The sequence below is a fragment of the Prevotella sp. 885 genome (assembly GCF_002265625.1).
Classification (GTDB): Bacteria; Bacteroidota; Bacteroidia; order Bacteroidales; family Bacteroidaceae; genus Prevotella.
In genome coordinates this window covers 1-20430 of record NZ_NOVE01000014.1, presented here as the reverse complement: position 1 = coordinate 20430, position 20430 = coordinate 1, and the positions used below count along the sequence as shown (strand labels likewise).

Sequence of the window (20430 nt, the reverse complement as noted above, 5' to 3'; positions counted from 1 at the left end):
GCTTTTTATATTGAACTTGCGAGAGTTCTGTTGTTTATGCGTTTATCTTTCCTGCGTTCTGCGTGTTGCCTTTGCGTCGGCAAACCAATGCTATTGGCAGACTTATGAATACGCCCACCACAAAGTTCTGCATCATGAACATAAACGCCCATTGTATAGGCGTGAGCATGTTTATTGTTTTTATGGCATCGTCAATCTGTGCCTTGTCGATGCCGCTCTGCTCGTACAACGGAGTTACCTCTGTAAGTGCTTTGCATATAGTCTGTGCGAAGACGCCATTGTCGAGAAACTGGAAATAGGCAAACTGCACCAGCGCGAAGGCCAGCGAGGCATAGAAGAACGTGTAGATGCCATGAAGCAGTCCACGTCTGAAAGAGATGATGCCGCCCAGCGCATAGTCGCGAAACTTGCTCATTCGCCATGCAAGAAAAATCGGCGTTGATATTGTCAGCAGGTCGGCAATGGCGCCTGCCTTCAATAGAGTGTAGCAAGCGAAGCTCGCTGTCCATAGCAACGCCATTAACATGCCGTCCTGACGGGCAAACGCTTTCACTTGCATAAAGCTTTCTATTTTTGTCATCTTTGCTTGTTATTGTCCTTACATTTAAGATGCAAACTTACTACTTTTTTTCCGATTATATGGTCAAGTGGCTTATTTATTCACTTTTTTTAGTTTTGACTCTCTCTTATATAAGTTATTCTGCAACGTAGGGCTTTATTATCTCCGCCCATTTCTGATATCCCTTGCCGAGCAGGTAAGAGGCTGATCAGAAATAGAAATCGTTTCATCTTGTTTTTGTTGTTTGTATGATTAGTTTTTTTTAGTTATATCGTTTTTACATGAATCCTCCCGCGAAATAGCTTCTGGCGATAAAGTAGGAAGGCTCGTAGTAAGCCGAGCTGTTATAGTTGTCGATGGTTTCGCAGATGTCGTCGTTGTATACCCGTATGATGCCCTGCGCATAGTCTTCCGCGTCGAGTCGCGTTTGGAGAATAAGGCGCATATACACCTTGCCCATGTCAAGCGGCGTAGGAATGTTGGTGCAAAGTTCCTTGTCCACGTCAGTAATGTCGAAGCTGCCGTTCTCCAGTTGATACTCGTCCGTCCAGTCGTCCACCACCTGTAGAGGGTTCTCCGAATGAAGCGTTTCAGCAATGGAGAGTTGTCGCAGCAGATTGTCATAACCGATTTTGTTTACCACATATTTGTTGCGTTGCTTGATATGACGCGCCACACGCTCTATCATGCTGCATACAAAGAAAAGATCATTCTCCGTAATGTCTTCCTCAGGAAAATATATATTCTTCATGTTGGGTCAGTTTTAGGGAAGTTATTATAAATTGTAATGTGAAGAATACTTGATGCTTTTTATTGCCTCTTGCGTGCAGAAGACAATCTGATGTGTCGGATGCTTGAATTTGGCAAGTTCCCAAAAGGCTGTTCTTGTGATATTTCCGGCTACCACGTCTTCTATGTAGTTCCATATCTGGTCGTCTGCCATCGGTCCTTCCACAATGTCGTAGTCATGTCGTCTTCCACGGCGGCAGTCTATGACGAAGTCGAGCCATTCCTCTGTCATTTCGCTGAATACCTTGGTTTTATATCCGTTGTGTCCTTCGAATTCATATATGTTGACAACATGATTTCCCTTTTTGCTTAAAGCCCATTTTTTAGCCTGACTTTCAATCGCAGTGCAATAGAATCCGTATCCGAAGTCTTTCTCATAGCCTCGGATACGTATGTCGGGATGTTCGACAATCACATTGCTTCCATGAAATAATTTGTCCATAATGTTTTTACTCTTTCTGCAAACTTACCAATAATTTCTCGCCCAGGCAAATATTTAGGCTTAAAACATGCCATTGCCTCCTGCTGTTAGCACATGTCTTCTTGCCTAAAAACATGTTCTTCATGTCTTCTTGTCAAAAAACACGTCTTCATGTCTTCTTGTCAAAAAACACGTCTTCATGTCCGCCATGCAAATATCGTACAAAGAGTAAAAAGCTGTTACAAAATAAAAATCAATTATAGAGAATCAAAAAGCTGTTTTTATGGTGTTATGCTGTGTCAACAGCACCAATGCTTAACGATAGCGCCACTTTTACAGTCCAATAGTGCCACTATTAGAGTGTAAAAGTGGCGCTATTGCATGATAAAAGTGGCACTATTAGAGTGTAAAAGTGGCGCTATTGCAACCCAATGATGCTTTTTTGCTCCGTCATTCATTGCACATTTCTCTTCTCGGCAGCATAATCAGCTGTATGTCAGCATACTATCGCTGCACGCTCAAAACTCAAGAATTTCGCACCAAAGATTTCTTCGTGCGTTCAACTCATAGTATTGAGCATCAGAAATGCAAATATTGTCAGGCAAACTAACCGCCAAACAGGAATTTATCAGCGAAACGAATTAACAACGAAAGTATATTATATTGCCTTAGACGGCGAAACAACGAATTTGAACGAATTTACGAATTTTTGCGGTGTTCTACTACTCATCCAACAATTCGTTAATTCGATAAAATTCGTTGTTCCCGCGTCTGAGCGTAATAATTATATTTGTTGTTTCTTTAATTCGTCTCACAGATAAACTGCAATTTACAGCTGTAAAGGCAAACATAGGAGGCTACGGCGAGACGCCATAGCCTCCTACGATTACCCTTTTCTGCTGTGCGATTTGAATGACGGTGTTTTTTATGTTTTGTTCCGCAATAGTGGCGTTCTTGCATAACCATAGCGCAATTCTTACGGAACAATATTAAGCGATTAAGAAAAAAATGTGTAACTTTGCAATTGGTCTTTCCCTTGATTTCGGACGTGGTGACAGGGCAAGTGAAAGTCTGTTAATGGAATTATAGAACAAAGAACAATAATAACTAAAATCAAATTATTATGATGAAAAAGTTAATAGCAATAACATTCGTTTTAATGTGCACATTGACAGTAAGTGCACAAACAATTTATTCTTCAATAGAAAAATATGATAAGTTTGATGATGTGGTTTGGACAAAGAAGATAAAGACAATCATCAGTAAATCTTATTCAACTATAGTGGTAGAGACTAAGGGCCAAAAACCTACAGAATATGAGTATTTGAATGAACCTTTGTTTGCAACACAAACTGGTAGCCGTGAGGATTTGGTGAATCTTGTGAATGATGTTTATGGTTATGAATCTACTTATTGCCTTTTCCCGAAAGGAACAATAGAGAAAACATATGAGACAATAAAAAGTGAGATACCTGACTCGCTTGCCACAGAAGAAATGATAGATGCAAAGGTGAAACTGAAATTAATGGTGTTAATGGACGATATGCCAACAATTACATTTAGAACCGTATCTTATTCTCAATACAGTTTTGAATATGAAACCGAACTTGCTTGGATAAGATTCAAAGACGGCTCACGTGTCATTTATAGAAAATAATTCTCTGACTGCTTATGGATAATCAGAAACCGGACTTGAAAAGATTATAGTGGATTGGCTGCGTGACAAGAATGGTTATGAGCAAGCCAGTGCCGGAAATGGAGGCTTTATCAACCATCGTTAAGGACTTTAACGAGCTGTTCGGAAACATAGACTGGAAGAACCGCGACGAGGTGCAAAGACAGATAAATGAGCTGCCGGAGAGAATTGCGGGTAGCGTGGATTTTGCAAACGCTCTGAAGAATGGCGACAGTCAGGTGGCTCAGATTACCTTCAATGATGACATGATAGCCATTGTGGCTGCAATGTTGGAGGAGAAGACAGAATTTGTGCAGACCTATTTCGGCAACAAGGACTTCCAAAACTTCGTCAATGCAAGAGTGTATCAGGCAGCAGTGAGTAGGTTGAGGGGATAGATAAATAATTAAGGACATCCATATGTTGTGGTAGTATGATGGCGTAAGCTAATAGATTGGGTATTCGGAAAAAATATGTAACTTTGCAAATAAGCAAGGTTGCATTTCAATAAAAAGGAGGTGATTATGAATACAATAACAATACAGGTTGAAGACCGTAATGTAATGTCAGGACTTATAAAAGTATTGAAGTCCATGAATGGTGTCGTTATTTTACCTATTCATAATAACAAGAAGTCAGGCATTGAAGAAGCAATGGATGATATTCGCCATGGAAGAGTGACAGAATATAAAGATGCTGATGAAATGTTTGAAAAGTTGGGTATATGAAATATGATGATAAGCTTGTGCTGATTTTAACAAATACAGGTTCTCATAGTGATGTATTTTGATTTATAGTAACGTCCCCTTGCTCGATTTCGCGGAGCAAGGGGACGTTATGTTGTTACTGTTCAAATGTTTTTTTGATTATATGTTTTTATTTCGTAATTTTGCAATTGCGGACAATCCGAAAGGTTAAATCCGTAAGATTATAGGCATAAGGAAAAAAGAGATGAAACAACTTAAGGAAAATGAAGGCATAGAGCGCAGTTTGTTGCTTGCAATGGCTGTTATAGCTGGATTGACCGTGGCAAATTGCTATTACAATCAGCCTCTTCTGGAGATGATACGTCACGACATAGGAGTGAGCCAACATGAGGCAAACCTAATAACCGTTGTCACCCAAATAGGCTATGCGCTTGGTTTGTGCTTCCTTATACCTATGGGCGACCTCTACTCGCGCCGACGCATAATAATAGTGAATATGACGGTGGCAGCCGTTATGGCTGTCGTCATAGCCGTAGCCCACAATGTATGGATGATTTGGGGAGCCTCTCTGCTATTGGGAGCCTGCTCCGTAATTCCGCAGTTTTTCATACCTATAGCAGGACAATATTCCGAGAATGAGAACAAAAGCAGGAATATGGGCGTCGTTCTGTCTGGGCTGCTGACAGGCATACTTGCATCGAGAGTGGTTAGCGGTTATGTAGGCGAATGGTTGGGCTGGCGCGAAATGTTTTTCATAGCGGCTCTTGTGATGGTGCTGTGCATGGCCCTTACACTCAAGATTATGCCACAGATAAAGAGCAACTATGTCGGCACATACGGTGGCTTGATGGCCAGCGTATTTAATATTGTGACGAGCAATGGGCGCATACGCCTTTATGCAGTACGTGCCGCCTTCAGCTTTGGCAGCATGATGGCCATTTGGTCGTGCCTCGCCTTTCGGTTGGCACAGGCTCCGTTCTATTCTGGTAGCGAGATGGTAGGAACGTTGGGATTGTGCGGCATTGCCGGGGCCATAGCGGCAAGCGGTGTTGGCAAGCTTGTAAGCCGCTTGGGCATAAGATATATGAGCGTTTATGGGGCTTGCTTGCAGCTTGTGGCGTGGGCAACAGCTTGGCTGCTTGGGGACACTTTTATAGGGCTTGTTGTGGCTATCATATTGGTAGACATTGGTCTGCAATGTCTGCAACTAAGCAATCAAAGTGGCTGTATTCAGGAGATGCCACAAGCTTCCAACAGAGCCAATACCATATTTATGACCACTTATTTTATAGGCGGCTCCTTTGGCACATATTGTGCCGGTTTGGCTTGGGCTCATAAGGGATGGACTGGCGTGTGTGCGGTGGGAGCAATATTGGCTGCAATCTCGCTCTGCATAACATGTTTTAATGGGAAGAGAATCTGATTTTCTTAATTTTGTTGTTTAAAGGATTTAATTGTTACTTTGTTGAACCATTATGAAAGTCACACTCGAATACGTAGAAAGGAAGTTTGCGGAGTTTAATGATTTGATGTTTGAGGGGAAGCTGAAGCCGCTTCCCTTCAGGCTTAGCAGGGCACGTACGTTTCTTGGTATGGTGCGATATAAACGTAAGAGGAAGTTGTTCGGCGGATGGCATTATTCTGACTTCCAGTTTGTTATAAGCTGTCTGTATGATATGCCGGAGAATGAGGTGGAGGACACCATCATACATGAGATGATACACTACTGGATATTCTCCAATCAGATGCAGGACAACAAGCCGCACGGCAATCTCTTCTGCGGAAAGATGGAGGAGATAAACCGTCGGTTCGGTAGGCATCTGACCGTCACGCACACAAAGACGGAGGCGGATCTGAGCAATGACCGTGAAATCCGTCGCCACCTTATATGTATAAGCAAGATAAAGGACAGTGATGTGCTTGGCATTACCATAGCCAGCAAGACCAAGCTGTTTATGCTTTGGGACGAATTGCCCAAAGTGAGGCAAGTGGCGGAGTGTGCCTGGTATGTATCGACAGACCCTTTCTTCAATCGGTTTCCGAGAGCGTCAAGTCTGAAGATATACAGAATATCAAAAGAAGACCTCGACGCTCATCGTCACGATTTCAAGCCTTTGGTAAGAATGGGCGATACGATAATGGTGGGGCGTCAATGAATCTGTTATGCAAAGCTAATCATAATTTTCCTTACGGGCAAATGTTTCAATATTATTAGCATATTTTCCCTTATTTTACCCAACTTTCCAATATTTATTGCTAACTTTGCAAACTGAAAATTGCAATTCGAATACTTATGAGGTATTCTACGTAGATAAAGAAACAAATTGTTTTAAAAAATTTTATGGATTCTATTTTATTAATCACAGTCATCTTGACGGCTGTTGTATTGGTAGTGGGTGCATACGTAGTTGCGAAACTCGTAGGTCCTCGTTCGTACAACCCGGTTAAGGGTCAGCCCTTTGAGTGTGGTATCCCTACGCGCGGAACATCTTGGATTCCGGTGCACGTGGGCTACTATCTCTTTGCCATCCTTTTCCTGATGTTCGACATTGAGACCCTCTTCCTCTACCCCTGGGCAGTAGTTGTCAAGCAGTTTGGAGCCATGGCGCTTGCGAGCGTTGGGTTCTTTATGCTGGTATTGGTATTTGGCCTTGCATACGCTTGGCGGAAAGGAGCGTTGGAATGGAAGTAAGAAAACCTGTCATCAAGAGTATTCCTTACGATGAGTTCAAGGACAACAAGGGCCTTGAGAAGATCGTAGACGAGCTCCATGAGGGAGGCGTCAATGTGGTGTTGGGTTCGCTCGACCAGGCCATCAACTGGGGCCGTTCCAACTCTCTGTGGTCATTAACTTTCGGTACGTCATGTTGCGGTATTGAGTTTATGGCAGTGGGCTGTGCACGTTACGACTTCTCACGCTTCGGCTTCGAGGTAACGCGTAACTCTCCACGTCAGGCTGACCTCATCATGTGCGCCGGCACCATCACCAACAAAATGGCGCCAGTCTTCAAGCGTCTTTATGACGAGATGGCTGAGCCTAAGTATGTTGTGGCTGTTGGTGGCTGCGCCATCTCTGGCGGTCCGTTCAAGAATTCGTACAACGTGGTGCGTGGCATCTCAGAGATTGTCCCCGTAGACGTATACGTTCCGGGCTGTCCTCCGCGTCCAGAGGCTATCCTATATGGTATGATGCAGCTTCAGCGTAAGGTGAAGGTGGAGAAGTTCTTCGGTGGCGCTAACCACAAGATGAACAGCGAGGAGAAGGAACTCTCAATGTCGAAGGGCGGTCTGCACGGTCTCAGCAACGAGGCACTCGCTGGCGAGAAGAAGCGCGAGACCATCGTCGTGAACAACGTTCCCGAGGATTTCGACGCAAAGAAAGGTCTAACTGATTAATATAATAAGGTATAAGATATGAAACTTGAAAACATTGAACTCTCATTCGATAATTTCTCGGGTGAGATGTCGAAACTGAAGAACCAGAAACATTTCGACTACCTTGTTACCATCATCGGCGAGGACTTCGGCGAGGAAGGCTACGGATGTATCTACATCCTTGAGAATACCGACAACAACGAGCGCTGCTCTGTACGCACCATCGCAAAGAAGGTGGACGGCAGCGACGTAATCCCGACGGTCGTGGACCTCTGGAAGTCGGCTGAGCTCCTCGAACGTGAGGTCTACGATTTCGTAGGCATCAAGTTCCTCGGTCATCCCGATATGCGCCGCCTCTTCCTCCGCACCGACTTCAACGGCTACCCATTGCGCAAGGACTTCGACATGAGTCCGGAGGCAAACCAGTTCCCGTTGACTGACGAGCCGGAGTCAGACTACACCGTGGTGTATTCTCTGGATGGCGACGGTCACCTTGTCGCTACAAAGAAGCGCCTGTTCGATGACGACGATTTCGTTGTAAACATTGGTCCTAACCACCCGTCAACACACGGTGTGCTCCGCTTGCAGACCGTTCTCGACGGCGAGAAGGTGAAGCGCATCTATCCGCACCTCGGATATATCCACCGCGGCATTGAGAAGATGTGGGAGGGTATGACCTATCCGCAGACTCTCGCCCTGACAGACCGTCTGAACTATCTCTCGGCCATGATGCACCGCCACGCTCTCGTGGGTGTGATAGAGGAGGGTATGGGCATCGAGCTTTCAGACCGCATCCACTACATCCGTACCATCATGGACGAGCTGCAGCGTATCGACAGCCACTTGCTCTACCTCGGCTGTACAGCACAGGACCTCGGCGCTCTCACAGCGTTCCTCTACTGTATGCGTGACCGCGAGCACGTGCTCAACGTCATGGAGGAGACAACGGGCGGACGCCTTATCCAGAACTACTATCGCATCGGCGGCTGCCAGGCTGACATCGATCCGAAGTTCGTGGAGAACACAAAGAAGCTCTGCAAGTATCTGCGCCCGATGATTCAGGAATATCTCGACGTATTCGGCGACAACGTCATCACACACAACCGTCTTGCAGGCGTTGGTCCGATGGGTCTTGAGGACTGTATCAACTACGGCGTGACCGGTCCTGCCGGACGTGCTGCCGGATGGAAGAACGATACACGTAAGCGTCATCCGTACGATCTCTACGACAAGGTGGAGTGGGAGGAGATAACCATGACCGGTTGCGACTCTATGGACCGCTACTACTGCCACATCAAGGAGCTTTATCAGAGTCTGAACATCATCGAACAGCTCATTGACAATATCCCGGAGGGCGACTTCTATATCAAGCAGAAGCCTATCATCAAGGTGCCCGAGGGACAGTGGTATTTCTCTGTAGAGGGAGCCAGCGGCGAGTTCGGCGTTTATCTCGACTCGAAGGGCGACAAGAGTCCTTATCGTATGAAGATGCGTCCGATGGGCCTGACTCTGACCGGCGCTCTCGACCCGATGCTTCGTGGACAGAAGATCGCAGACTTGATTACAACAGGTGCGGCTATCGACTTCGTTATCCCTGACATAGACCGTTAATCGCACATTCATTAATAATAAACATTAGACAGAATGTTTGACTTTAGTATAGTAACAAACTGGTTCCACAATCTCCTCGCAGTAACCTGCGGCCTCGGAGATTTCTGGACAATACTGATCGAGTGTATCCTGGTTGGTGTCTGCATTCTCGCAGGTTACGCCATCCTCGCCATCATCTTGATCTTCATGGAGCGTAAAGTCTGCGCCTACTTCCAGTGCCGTCTTGGCCCGATGCGTGTAGGTCCATGGGGCGTGTTCCAGGTATTTGCCGACGTGCTGAAGATGCTCATCAAGGAGATCTTCTCCGTTGACGGTGCCGATAAGGTGCTCTATTACGTCGCTCCGTTCCTCGTGATTATCGCTTCGGTGGGCACATTCTCGTTCCTGCCTTGGAACAACGGCGCTCAGGTACTCGACTTCAACGTTGGCGTATTCCTCATGTCAGCTATTTCGAGCATCGGTATCGTTGGTATCTTCATGGCAGGTTGGGGTTCAAACAACAAGTACTCAGTGGTTTCGGCCATGCGTGGTGCTGTGCAGCTTATCTCTTACGAGATGTCTCTCGCTCTCTGCCTTATCACAGCAGTGGTGCTTACCGGCACAATGCAGGTGTCTGGCATCGTTGAGGCTCAGACAGGTGCTTTCGGTTGGCTGATTTTCAAGGGACATATCCCTGCCATCATCGCCTTCCTCGTGTTCCTCGTTGCAGGTAACGCCGAGGCAAACCGTGGCCCGTTCGACTTGGCTGAGGCTGAGTCAGAGCTTACAGCCGGTTATCACACCGAGTATTCTGGTATGGGATTCGGCTTCTATTACCTCGCCGAGTACCTCAACCTCTTCGTAGTATCAGGTATCGCCACCACAGTGTTCCTCGGTGGTTGGGCTCCGTTCAACATCGGCGTAGAAGCCGTTGACAACATCCTCAACTTCATCCCGGGCATCGTATGGTTCCTCGGCAAGACATTCGCCGTGGTATGGCTGCTTATGTGGGTGCGCTGGACATTCCCCCGTCTGCGTATCGACCAGATACTTAAGCTCGAGTGGAAATACCTCATGCCTTTGTGTCTCATCAACTTGATTCTCATGACTGTAGTTGTGGCATTCGGTTGGCACTTCTAAAAACATCATTAAAACAATGGAAGAAAACAAAAAATCATATTTCGGTGAAATCGGAGCTGCTGTGAAGACACTCGCCGTAGGTATGAAGACCACCTGGAAGGAGTACTTCACACCGAAGAGCACAGAGCAGTATCCCGAGAACCGCAAGACCACGCTTCACATTGCTGCCCGCCACCGCGGACGCCTTGTGATGAACCGCGACGAGAACGGAGCGGTGAAGTGTACGGCTTGTACGCTTTGCGAGAAGGCTTGCCCGAACGGCACCATCAAGATTGTATCGCAGATGGTGGAGAACCCGGAGACCGGTAAGAAGAAAAAGCAGCTCGTCGACTATCAGTACGACCTCGGTGACTGCATGTTCTGCGAGCTTTGCGTGAACGCCTGCAACTTCGGTGCCATCAAGTTTGTCAACGATTTCGAGAACTCTGTGTTCGACCGCGAGGCACTCGTGCTTCACCTCGACAAGGAGGACTATAAGGGCGGTTCGCTGCCTAACATCATCGACGGCGGCGCCGACTTCGAGATCGGAACATTTAACACTAAAACCAAATAAGGAGTAAGAAAACAATGGCAAGTTTAGTAATGTTTTGCATCTTGGCAGTGGTCATCCTTGGCTCAGCTGTCATGTGCGTGATGACAAAGCGCATCATGCGTTCTATCACGTTCCTGCTTTTCGTGCTCCTCGGAGTGGCAGGTCTCTACTTCCTGCTCGACTACACCTATCTGGGTGCTGCTCAGATCAGCGTTTACTGCGGTGGTATGGTGATGATGTATATCTTCGCCGTGCAGCTCGTAAGCAAGCGCACCCTTCAGGGCTTGGTGGAGCATGTCAAGGGCAGCCGCGCTCTTTCTGGTGCATTGCTTTGCATCGTAGGTTTGGTTACCGTTGCTGGCATCCAGCTCAAGAACGGCTTCTTAAGTCTCGCTGTTGAGGGTGAGGAAGTTCCGATGCAGACCATCGGTGAGGCTCTCCTCGGCACAGAGAAGTATCAGTATGTATTGCCCTTCGAGTTTATCTCAGTGTTCTTGCTGGCATGTATCGTAGGCGCAATCGTTGTTGCACGTAAAGAAAAGGAGGACAAGTAATTATGGTACCAGTAGAATGTTATTTCGTGCTTAGCGCACTTCTGTTCTTCATCGGCGTCTTCGGTTTCATCACACGCCGCAACCTGATAGCAATGCTCGTCTCCATAGAGCTCGTGCTCAACGCTGTCGACTTGAACTTTGCGGCTTTCAACCGTCTGCTCTTCCCCGGTGAGTTCGAGGGATTCTTCATGACTCTCTTCTCCATTGGCGTAAGCGCAGCCGAGAGTGCCGTAGCTATCGCGATTATTATCAACGTTTACCGCAATTTCCACAGCGATCAGGTGAACAGTATTGAAAACATGAAATATTAATTTTAGATTATGGATTTTACATATTCAATATGGATTCTTCTGTTGCCGCTGATCAGCTTCCTGGTTATCGGTTTGCCAGAATTCCTGAATAAGAAGTATGCCTGGTCGCACAAGGTAGCCGGATTGATCGGTACCAGTTCGCTTGGATTGGTGACTGTATTGAGCTACCTCACAGCGTTCAAGTATTTCTCAGCCGATCGTCTTGCTGACGGCACATACGCAACCTTCGTTCCGTATAACGTGACATGGTTGCCGCTGGGTCATCTCCACTTCGACCTCGGCATCCTGCTCGACCCCATCTCGGTGATGATGCTTATCGTCATCTCTACGGTCAGCCTCATGGTTCACATCTATTCTTTCGGCTATATGCACGGTGAGAAGGGATTCCAGCGCTACTACGCTTTCCTCTCTCTCTTCACCATGTCAATGCTCGGACTGGTGCTCGCCACCAACATCTTCCAGATGTATATGTTCTGGGAGCTTGTGGGCGTAAGCTCTTACCTCCTCATTGGCTTCTATTATTCTCTGCATGCAGCCGTACACGCTTCTAAGAAGGCGTTCATCGTGACCCGTTTCGCCGATATGTTCTTCCTCATCGGTATCCTTATCTTCGGTTACTACACAGGAAGCTACAACTTCTCGTTCACGGGCACAGAGATTGCCTACGGAGCAGGCGCTTCTGCCTTCACTGTTGCCGACAACGCACGCGCTCTTGCTGCCGGCGGTATGATTCTGCCTACAGCTCTCGTGCTGATGTTCATCGGTGGTGCTGGTAAGTCAGCTATGTTCCCGCTGCACATCTGGTTGCCGGACGCAATGGAGGGCCCGACTCCTGTTTCTGCCCTTATCCACGCTGCCACCATGGTGGTTGCCGGTGTGTTCCAGATTGCACGTCTCTTCCCCGTATGGATTGAGTACGCTCCCCAGGCTCTTGAGGTTGTCGTAATTGTCGGTGCTTTCACCGCTTTCTACGCTGCAGCCGTTGCTTGCGCCCAGAGCGACATCAAGCGTGTGCTTGCCTTCTCTACGATTTCTCAGATTGCCTTCATGATGGTGGCGCTCGGCGTTTGTCTCCCAGGTCATCACGGAGCTGTTCTCGACAATCATGCACAGCTTGGCTACATGGCTTCTATGTTCCACTTGTTCACACACGCCATGTTTAAGGCTTGTCTGTTCCTCGGAGCAGGTTGCATAATCCACGCTGTTCACTCTAACGAGATGTCTGCAATGGGTGGTCTACGCAAGTATATGCCTATCACTCACATCACATTCCTTATCTCATGTCTTGCCATCGCAGGTATTCCGTTCTTCTCAGGCTTCAGCTCAAAGGACGAGATTATCACCGCTTGCTTCGAGTATTCTCCCGTTTGCGGTTGGTGGATGACAGGTGTTGCAGCAATGACAGCATTCTATATGTTCCGTCTTTACTACGGCATCTTCTGGGGTACAGAGAACAAGGAGCTTCACGCTCACCACACTCCGCACGAGGCACCTCTTGCAATGACATTCCCGCTCATCTTCCTGAGCATTGTCACTGTCGGTGTCGGTGTATTCACCACCCTCGGAGGCTTCTGCGACTGGAGCTGGGCAAGCTTCGGCTCAATCGTGAGCGCTGCAGGTACAGCCTACACCGTTCACTTCGATCCGCAGGTTGCAGCCACTTCTACAGTTATTGCAATCCTCTCTATTGCGCTCGCCACCTATATATATAAAGGTGAGAAGCAGCCTATCGCAGACAAGATGTACGCTACATTCCCGCGTCTGCATCGTTGGGCTTACAAGCGCTTCTACATGGATGAGGTTTATCAGTACGTCACACACAAGATTCTGTTCCGCTACGTAAGCCGCACGGCACAGTGGATTGACGAGAAGATTATCAACGGTCTTATCGACTTCTCTGCTTGGGGAGCCAACGAGGCTGGCGAGACCATCCGTCCTTGGCAGAGCGGCGACGTTCGCCAGTATGCAGTATGGTTCCTCACAGGTACGGTAGCTTTAACATTGTTATTACTTTGCTTATAATTAAAATATGAATATATTAAGTTTATTCGTAGTAATCCCTGTCTTGATGTTGCTCGGTCTTTGGATCGCACGCAATGTCAATCAGGTGCGTGGTGTGATGGTTGCCGGTTCATCCTGCCTCTTGGCACTGAGCGTATGGCTCACACTCCACTTCATCGGCGAGCGCGCAGCAGGCAATACCGAGGAGATGATTCTCCGCGCCACTACGGAATGGTTCCCCGCACTCCACATCAACTATGAGGTGGGTGTTGACGGTATCTCCGTTGTGATGCTTCTGCTTTCGAGCATCATCGTGTTCACTGGTACATTCGCTTCATGGAAGCTTAAGCCGCTTACCAAGGAGTTCTTCATGTGGTTCACGTTGCTCTCTACTGGTGTTTATGGCTTCTTCATCTCGATAGACCTCTTCACCATGTTTATGTTCTATGAGGTTGCCCTCATCCCTATGTACCTCTTGATTGGTTTCTGGGGTTCAGGTCGCAAGGAGTATGCAGCCATGAAGCTTACGTTGATGCTTATGGGCGGTTCTGCTCTTATCATCCTCGGCTTGGTGGGTATCTACTTCTTCAACGGTGCCTCTACAATGAGCATCCTTGAGATTGCCCACAACAACCACATCCCGGCAGCCGTTCAGAACGTGCTCTTCCCGTTTGTGTTTATCGGATTCGGTGTACTCGGTGCTCTGTTCCCGTTCCACACATGGTCACCTATCGGTCACGGTTGTGCCCCGACATCAGTGTCAATGCTCCACGCCGGTGTGCTTATGAAGCTTGGTGGTTACGGTTGCTTCCGTATCGCCATGTTCCTCCTGCCACAGGCTGCTCATGATCTGGCTTGGATATTCCTTATCCTCACCACCATCTCAGTAGTATACGGTGCATTCTCGGCTTGCGTTCAGACCGACTTGAAGTTCATCAACGCTTACTCTTCAGTTTCACACTGTGGCTTGGTGCTCTTCGCTCTCTTGATGATGACCCGCGTGTCTTGCACAGGTGCCATCCTTCAGATGCTCTCTCACGGTCTTATGACAGCACTCTTCTTCGCCCTCATCGGTATGATTTACGGTCGTACACACACCCGTGACATCCGCGAGCTTGGCGGTTTGATGAAGATTATGCCGTTCCTCTCAGTTGGTTATGTGATTGCTGGTCTTGCCAACCTTGGTCTTCCGGGTTTCTCAGGCTTCATCGCTGAGATGACCATCTTCAACGGCTCGTTTGAGAATGCCGACACATTCCATCGTTGCTGCACCGTCATCGCCATTACATCCATCGTTGTGACAGCCGTATATATCCTCCGTACAGTCGGTTTCATCCTCTTCGAGAAGGTGAAGAACCCGCACTTCGAGGAGCTTACCGACGCCACATGGGACGAGCGTTTCGCTGTGTGCTGCCTTATCTTCTGCGTAGCCGGTCTCGGTACGTTCCCGATCTGGGCAAGCCACGTCATCAGCAATGCAGTAGCTCCAATCCTCAGCGTAATTCCAACACTTTAATAACAGTTCAGCAGTAAAAAATGGATTATAGTCAGTTTTTTAATATGATACCCGAGGCTGGCCTCATGGCAATCCTCGTGATAGTATTCCTCGCCGACCTCTTCTTGAAGGGCGAGAAGAAACACACTACATTGAGCATGCTGACATGTGTTTTGTTGGTAGCTCAGGTGGTATTATGCTTCAATGCCCAGCCTGCTGAGGCATTCGCAGGACTCTATACAGCCACAGCAGCTGCTCAGGTGATGAAGGTAATCCTTACAGCCGGAGCGTTCATCGTTGTGGTTATGGCTCAGTCATGGATTGAGCGAGAGGACGTGCTGCGCAAGGAGGGTGAGTTCTATGAACTCGTCATCTCTACATTGCTCGGTATGTACATGATGATTTCGTCTGGACACTTCCTCATGTTCTTCCTCGGTCTGGAAATGGCTTCCGTACCTATGGCTTGCCTTGTGGCATTCGACAAGTATAAGAAGAATTCTGCTGAGGGCGCCGCCAAGTTCGTGCTCACCGCTACATTCTCAAGCGGCGTGATGCTTTACGGCATCTCTTTCCTCTATGGTGCTTGTGGTACACTCTACTTCGACGACGTTGCTGCTAAGATCAGCGCAAGCCCCTTGACCATCATGGGTCTGGTGTTTTTCTTCAGCGGTCTCGGCTTCAAGATTTCGCTCGTTCCTTTCCACTTCTGGACAGCCGACACCTACGAGGGAGCTCCTACAGCCGTAACAGGTTATCTGAGCGTTGTCTCTAAGGGTGCTGCAGCCTTTGCCTTGATGACAATCCTGCTGAAGGTGTTCGGTCCGATGGTTGAATACTACGAGACACTGATGTATATCGTCATCGTTCTCACCATCACTATCGCCAACCTCTTCGCACTTCGTCAGACAGAGCTTAAGCGATTTATGGCATTCAGTTCCATCTCTCAGGCAGGCTACATAATGCTTGCTGCCGTTGGCAACGAGGCAATGGGCTTGACAGCCTTGATGTACTACGTACTCATCTACGTGGCAGCCAACATGGCAGTGTTCACAGTCATCAACGTTGTTGAGACACGCGGTAAGGGCAACACAGAGATGTCGGTGTTCGATGGTTTCTACACCACCAACCCGAAGCTCTCGTTCCTCCTCACACTCGCACTCTTCTCATTGGCAGGTATTCCCCCGTTCGCAGGTATGTTCTGTAAGTTCTTCGTGTTCATGGCAGCAGCCGAGCAGGGCTCTAATATCGCCTATGCAGTAGTGTTCCTGGCATTGGTCAACACCGTACCGTCACTCTACTACTATCTGAAGATCGTAAAGTGCATGTACATCAACAAGACAGACACTCCGCTTCCTACATTCCAGAGCGACTGCGCCACCCGCACAGCCCTCGCTCTCTGCACAGCAGGCGTACTTCTCTTCGGTGTATGCAGCTGCGTTTACGGATGGCTGGTAGCGGCTACAGCTATGTAGAATTAGGAATTAGGAGTTTTGAGTTTTGAATTCAAAACAACATAACGACATAGAGACAATGACTGGCAACTCATCACAAGAGAATTGTCAACCATTGTCTCTATTGTCGTTTTTTGTTTTATTAGTTTATAGAATTGAGGGCGATATGTATGCTGAATTTATATCATCTTGCTCAAAGAAATCATAAGTGAAGATGTTCAATTTGTATAAGGATGGACTTGATTTGGAGTTTCTGCGTCTTTACTGCGTGGAACATGGAGAAGAACGCTTATTGAAGCGTGGTGAGATATTTGAGGATGCAGGCAAACCGTCACAATATGTAGCTTATGTGGAGCGTGGATGCTTCAAGTATATGGTGAATAACGAAGAGGAAGGTAAAGACTACTGTACTGGTTTTGCCTTCGAAGGAGAGTTTGTGGCTGACTATCCGAATTGTCTTACAGGCAGAAAGTCTGAGTTAACTATTGTGGCTGGAACTACGTGTAAGGTATTCCAAATATTAGGGAAAGAACTGGGGACGTTATTAGATTCTGTAAATGCCAAAGGACTCAAACAGGCTATATCCGATTGTCTTTTTGCTCAAGTTTATACACAATATCTTGATACTTATCGTATGACAACCAGAGAACGATATAAGCGTTTGCTAATTCGTTGCCCTGAATTAGTTCAAAGTATCAACTTGAAGGATATAGCATCTTATCTGAAAGTTACACCAACAACAATAAGCAATATACGTAGGGAATTTACTTTTGGGTAGCAAACTCTCAAAACATTTTGAGAGTTTGCCCATATAATGTTTTATAGTCTTAGAATACGTGCTGTTTTTAATGGGCAAGCATTAACTTTGCACAAAAAATTACAGTATGAATATTCTTATAATCGGAGCTACATCTGGTATTGGTAAAGCTCTTTTTGTGAAGTATGCCAATGCAGATAATCGTATTGGCATTGTAGGTCGGCGAACAAACCAGCTTAATGTATTAAGTCAGCAGTATCCGTCCAAAACCATTGTTTCAAAAGCAGATGTCACAAACTTAAATGAGATAGAACAAGCGATAAACATTCTTCTAAAAGAGTTTGGTCATTTTGACCTTGCTATTATGTGTGCAGGTGTTGGTGACATTAATGCCACGCTTGACTATGCGATTGAGCGTCCTGCCATTGATACTAATGTTGTAGGTTGGACATATGTTATTGATAGATTGTATTGCATTTTTGAACAACAGGGTTATGGTCATCTTGTAGCTATAACTTCTGCTGGAGGATTGCGAGGCGAACCCGCTGCACCAGCCTATAGCGCAACAAAAGCTTACCAAATTAATTATATGGAAGCAATACGCAAAAAGGCTTTCAGAAACGGTGGTTGCATAACCGTAACAGATGTCAGACCAGGTCTTGTTGACACAGCTATGGCAAAGGGAGAAGGCTTGTTTTGGGTTATGCCGGTAGATAAAGTTGTTAGTCAAATCATTGCTGCTATTAGCAAGAAGAAGTCAAAAGTCTATGTCACCAAACGATGGCACATACTTGCTCTAATATACAGAATTCTGCCATTTTATATTTTCAAACGATTGTAGCTTCTAACATTTTATGAAAACATTTTGCCGTATGGATTAATTGTTGTAGATTTGCGGTGAGATACTAATGTTAAATAAGCCATGATTCATCAACTCAATCACCGCCTCTCCCAATCCGACATCCATGAGCTATGCGCCTTGACCCAAGGCGGGCGTAACAACAGTCTTAAGGAGAAGCTATACCAATTGACGTTGGACGACGACCGCCGTGTGGCTGTCAATGCGCTTTGGACGTTCACCCATTTCGCAACGGCAGACAACGAGTGGCTTTACGCCAAGCACGACCAGCTTATTGACCGTTGTTTGAAAGAGGAGGACGCTACAAAGCTTCGCCTAATGCTCAATCTACTTCTTCGTCAGCCTTATACCGAAGAAGACATCCGAACCGATTTTATTGATTACTGTCTGATGCGACTTACTGACCCCAAGTCTCCTTGTGCCGTTAGAGCGCAATGCATCAAGCTTGCCTACGAACAAATGAAATACTGGCCCGAATTGCTTAATGAACTGCGTCAAACGCTTGAAATGATAAGTTGTGAGCCTCTGTCGCCTGGACTGCGCTCGGCATGGCGGCAGGTGATGAAAAAAGTGTAGTTTAGCTTATCGCTTTATAATTTCTTTGTTATACCATCATATATGATGGAAAGGAGCTAACTTTGTTTTTTTGACCCAAGATAGGATTGTGTATATATCATCCTCTCTAAGATTGTAAAAGAAGTACGACTTACCTCTCCAAGTAAGCAGTACTTCTTTTTTTTATGTCACTTATTGACTTAACTTTTTAATTCGAGATTTAATGGCACCTTCATTACGAGCAAAGATTTTGCACAATTCTTCTATTGTTTTTCCTATAGCATGAAGTTCTATTAACTTTTTATCTTCATCTTCCGTCCATTGAACATAAGCCTTTGAATGCTTCAACCTTTGTTGCTCTATATACGACATATTTTCTTTTTCTTGTTCTTTCTTCTTTTCCCATAACACACGCGTCCTTGGCAGATCGGCATAAGATGCCATTAGTTCTTCAAATTCTTTATATTGAGTATGGGTCAAAGGTCTTATATCATGATTTATTTCTTGTTGCCATCTACGAAGAGAGCATTCGTATTCACCAGATGTAGCAAATGGGAGATGCCCATTCTGCTCAACAAACTGTTTAAATTTATCAAGAGCCTCCTCGAAAGATACACCTTCTAAAGAATGTACGGGTTTTCCGTTCTCGTCATATTCCGTTCTAACTGGAATTATTACTGTTTGATAATCCGGAGAAACCTCCACGTTATATACTGCCGATATTATTTCAGCAAAACGCTTTACAACCATATCACGACATTGTACATCTTCACTTATATATCGAGTCATAGGGTAACGGTTTTCCTGCCAAAGAGTATAATATACATCCTTGCTTACATTTCCTATAGTTGTACGCCATTTGATACACCCCATTAATTCACTTCCTATATGATATTCTGTTCCATTGAATGTAACAAAGTCCCTTACTGACTTTTTAGCTTTAGGAGTAGTGACCGAATCATTAATTTCAATGTCTTTGTTGATATTTTTATCATTCCATTCTTCTGTTTCGTTCGTTGAGAGTCCTTTATATTCTCTAATAGCCTTAACAAATATAGTTCCAAGACTTTCGAGCTTATGAGTGCCTATACCAGATATAGAACCAAATGCGATATATGTTATTGGTTGTACGATAGCAAGTTGATGCAAAGTTTTATCGCTAAAGATAACATAAGGAGGAACACCTCTTTCGGATGCAATCTTCAAGCGCAACTGACGTAGATTCTCAAAAAGAGTTTTATCTTCAGCCATTTCTGTTTGCTGTTCTTCAAATTGTGATTGTTGACGTTCCTTTTGTTTTCTACCCTTTACTGTAAAATCTTCACGATTAATAATTGCCAACTGAGCCTGTTTGCGTTTATACAAAACTTCCTCGCCTTGGGATGTAATTTTGATATGGGAATTATCTTTATAATCAATTTCTATATAACCCAAATGAAGCATTTGTAAGAGATAATCTTGCCAATCTTTAAATATAACATCGCGACCACATCCGTAAGTCTTAATCAAATGATAACCTTTCTGATAAACCTGGCTCATCCGATAAAGTCCGTGGCATCCCTACCCAAATATCAACGATACACGATAGAAAAAGAACGGTATGTCCCTAACTCCACGCAGTTGGCCTCTAAATGCCTTAAGCTTGGAGTTGAGTGATTC

The 20430-nt window shown here is 45.9% G+C and carries 22 protein-coding genes; 18 read left to right on the top strand and 4 right to left on the bottom strand.

The features are described from left to right. Positions 1 to 34 precede the first annotated feature (34 nt). The 3 genes from CHL74_RS06185 to CHL74_RS06175 form a co-directional block, all read right to left on the bottom strand. Positions 35 to 580, bottom strand: a complete 546-nt coding sequence (locus CHL74_RS06185; protein ID WP_094880299.1) for a DUF4199 domain-containing protein — start codon at positions 578 to 580, stop codon at positions 35 to 37. A gap of 256 nt (positions 581 to 836) precedes the next feature. Beyond that, positions 837 to 1310, bottom strand: a complete 474-nt coding sequence (locus CHL74_RS06180; protein ID WP_094880298.1) for a hypothetical protein — start codon at positions 1308 to 1310, stop codon at positions 837 to 839. Positions 1311 to 1334: 24 nt separating this feature from the next. Then, positions 1335 to 1790 carry a DUF3990 domain-containing protein gene (locus CHL74_RS06175; RefSeq protein ID WP_094880297.1) on the bottom strand — a complete coding sequence of 152 codons (456 nt, stop codon included), beginning with the start codon at positions 1788 to 1790 and terminating at the stop codon, positions 1335 to 1337. A gap of 1102 nt (positions 1791 to 2892) precedes the next feature. On the opposite strand from CHL74_RS06175, the gene CHL74_RS06170 reads away from it, so the two are divergent. The 18 genes from CHL74_RS06170 (at position 2893) to CHL74_RS06085 (ending at position 18792) form a co-directional block, all read left to right on the top strand. Beyond that, positions 2893 to 3426 (top strand): hypothetical protein, encoded by a 534-nt coding sequence (locus CHL74_RS06170; protein WP_094880296.1) that lies wholly within the window; start codon positions 2893 to 2895, stop codon positions 3424 to 3426. A gap of 77 nt (positions 3427 to 3503) precedes the next feature. Beyond that, positions 3504 to 3842, top strand: a complete 339-nt coding sequence (locus CHL74_RS06165) for a hypothetical protein (protein WP_254923235.1) — start codon at positions 3504 to 3506, stop codon at positions 3840 to 3842. Between the two features lie 126 nt (positions 3843 to 3968). Then, positions 3969 to 4172 (top strand): hypothetical protein, encoded by a 204-nt coding sequence (locus CHL74_RS06160; protein ID WP_141241254.1) that lies wholly within the window; start codon positions 3969 to 3971, stop codon positions 4170 to 4172. 223 nt (positions 4173 to 4395) lie between these two features. Continuing rightward, a complete protein-coding gene (locus CHL74_RS06155) occupies positions 4396 to 5574 on the top strand; it encodes an MFS transporter (protein WP_094880294.1) in 1179 nt (392 codons plus the stop codon). Positions 5575 to 5626: 52 nt separating this feature from the next. Next, positions 5627 to 6307 carry a SprT-like domain-containing protein gene (locus CHL74_RS06150; RefSeq protein ID WP_094880293.1) on the top strand — a complete coding sequence of 227 codons (681 nt, stop codon included), beginning with the start codon at positions 5627 to 5629 and terminating at the stop codon, positions 6305 to 6307. A gap of 185 nt (positions 6308 to 6492) precedes the next feature. Further along, positions 6493 to 6843: an NADH-quinone oxidoreductase subunit A gene (locus CHL74_RS06145; protein WP_094880292.1), complete on the top strand. Its 351-nt coding sequence runs from the start codon at positions 6493 to 6495 to the stop codon at positions 6841 to 6843. Continuing rightward, positions 6834 to 7547: an NADH-quinone oxidoreductase subunit B gene (locus CHL74_RS06140; RefSeq protein WP_094880291.1), complete on the top strand. Its 714-nt coding sequence runs from the start codon at positions 6834 to 6836 to the stop codon at positions 7545 to 7547. Before CHL74_RS06145 ends, CHL74_RS06140 begins: the two co-directional genes overlap by 10 nt. Before the next feature lie 18 nt (positions 7548 to 7565). Further along, entirely contained in the window at positions 7566 to 9137 is a 1572-nt protein-coding gene (locus tag CHL74_RS06135; protein ID WP_094880290.1) for an NADH-quinone oxidoreductase subunit C, read from the top strand. A gap of 33 nt (positions 9138 to 9170) precedes the next feature. Continuing rightward, positions 9171 to 10256 (top strand): NADH-quinone oxidoreductase subunit NuoH, encoded by a 1086-nt coding sequence (gene nuoH, locus CHL74_RS06130; protein WP_094880289.1) that lies wholly within the window; start codon positions 9171 to 9173, stop codon positions 10254 to 10256. A gap of 16 nt (positions 10257 to 10272) precedes the next feature. Then, positions 10273 to 10809, top strand: a complete 537-nt coding sequence (locus tag CHL74_RS06125) for a NuoI/complex I 23 kDa subunit family protein (RefSeq protein WP_094880288.1) — start codon at positions 10273 to 10275, stop codon at positions 10807 to 10809. Positions 10810 to 10823: 14 nt separating this feature from the next. Then, positions 10824 to 11342 (top strand): NADH-quinone oxidoreductase subunit J family protein, encoded by a 519-nt coding sequence (locus tag CHL74_RS06120; protein ID WP_094880287.1) that lies wholly within the window; start codon positions 10824 to 10826, stop codon positions 11340 to 11342. A gap of 2 nt (positions 11343 to 11344) precedes the next feature. Then, the gene (gene nuoK, locus CHL74_RS06115) at positions 11345 to 11653 is read left to right on the top strand and encodes an NADH-quinone oxidoreductase subunit NuoK (RefSeq protein ID WP_094880286.1); all 309 of its coding nucleotides are present in this window, start codon (positions 11345 to 11347) and stop codon (positions 11651 to 11653) included. Positions 11654 to 11662: 9 nt separating this feature from the next. Then, a complete protein-coding gene (gene nuoL / locus CHL74_RS06110) occupies positions 11663 to 13675 on the top strand; it encodes an NADH-quinone oxidoreductase subunit L (RefSeq protein ID WP_094880285.1) in 2013 nt (670 codons plus the stop codon). Positions 13676 to 13682: 7 nt separating this feature from the next. Further along, complete coding sequence (locus CHL74_RS06105; RefSeq protein WP_094880284.1) at positions 13683 to 15170, top strand: complex I subunit 4 family protein; 1488 nt, start codon at positions 13683 to 13685, stop codon at positions 15168 to 15170. 20 nt (positions 15171 to 15190) lie between these two features. Continuing rightward, positions 15191 to 16621 (top strand): NADH-quinone oxidoreductase subunit N, encoded by a 1431-nt coding sequence (locus CHL74_RS06100; RefSeq protein WP_094880283.1) that lies wholly within the window; start codon positions 15191 to 15193, stop codon positions 16619 to 16621. Between the two features lie 187 nt (positions 16622 to 16808). Continuing rightward, positions 16809 to 17378, top strand: a complete 570-nt coding sequence (locus tag CHL74_RS06095) for a Crp/Fnr family transcriptional regulator (RefSeq protein ID WP_141241253.1) — start codon at positions 16809 to 16811, stop codon at positions 17376 to 17378. A gap of 106 nt (positions 17379 to 17484) precedes the next feature. After that, positions 17485 to 18198, top strand: coding sequence for an SDR family NAD(P)-dependent oxidoreductase (locus CHL74_RS06090; RefSeq protein ID WP_094880281.1), 714 nt, complete (start codon positions 17485 to 17487; stop codon positions 18196 to 18198). A gap of 81 nt (positions 18199 to 18279) precedes the next feature. Then, positions 18280 to 18792: a hypothetical protein gene (locus CHL74_RS06085; RefSeq protein WP_094880280.1), complete on the top strand. Its 513-nt coding sequence runs from the start codon at positions 18280 to 18282 to the stop codon at positions 18790 to 18792. A gap of 171 nt (positions 18793 to 18963) precedes the next feature. Here the strand turns inward: CHL74_RS06085 and CHL74_RS06080 are convergent, their stop codons facing one another. Further along, a complete protein-coding gene (locus CHL74_RS06080) occupies positions 18964 to 20310 on the bottom strand; it encodes an HRDC domain-containing protein (protein ID WP_094880279.1) in 1347 nt (448 codons plus the stop codon). Positions 20311 to 20430 lie beyond the last annotated feature (120 nt).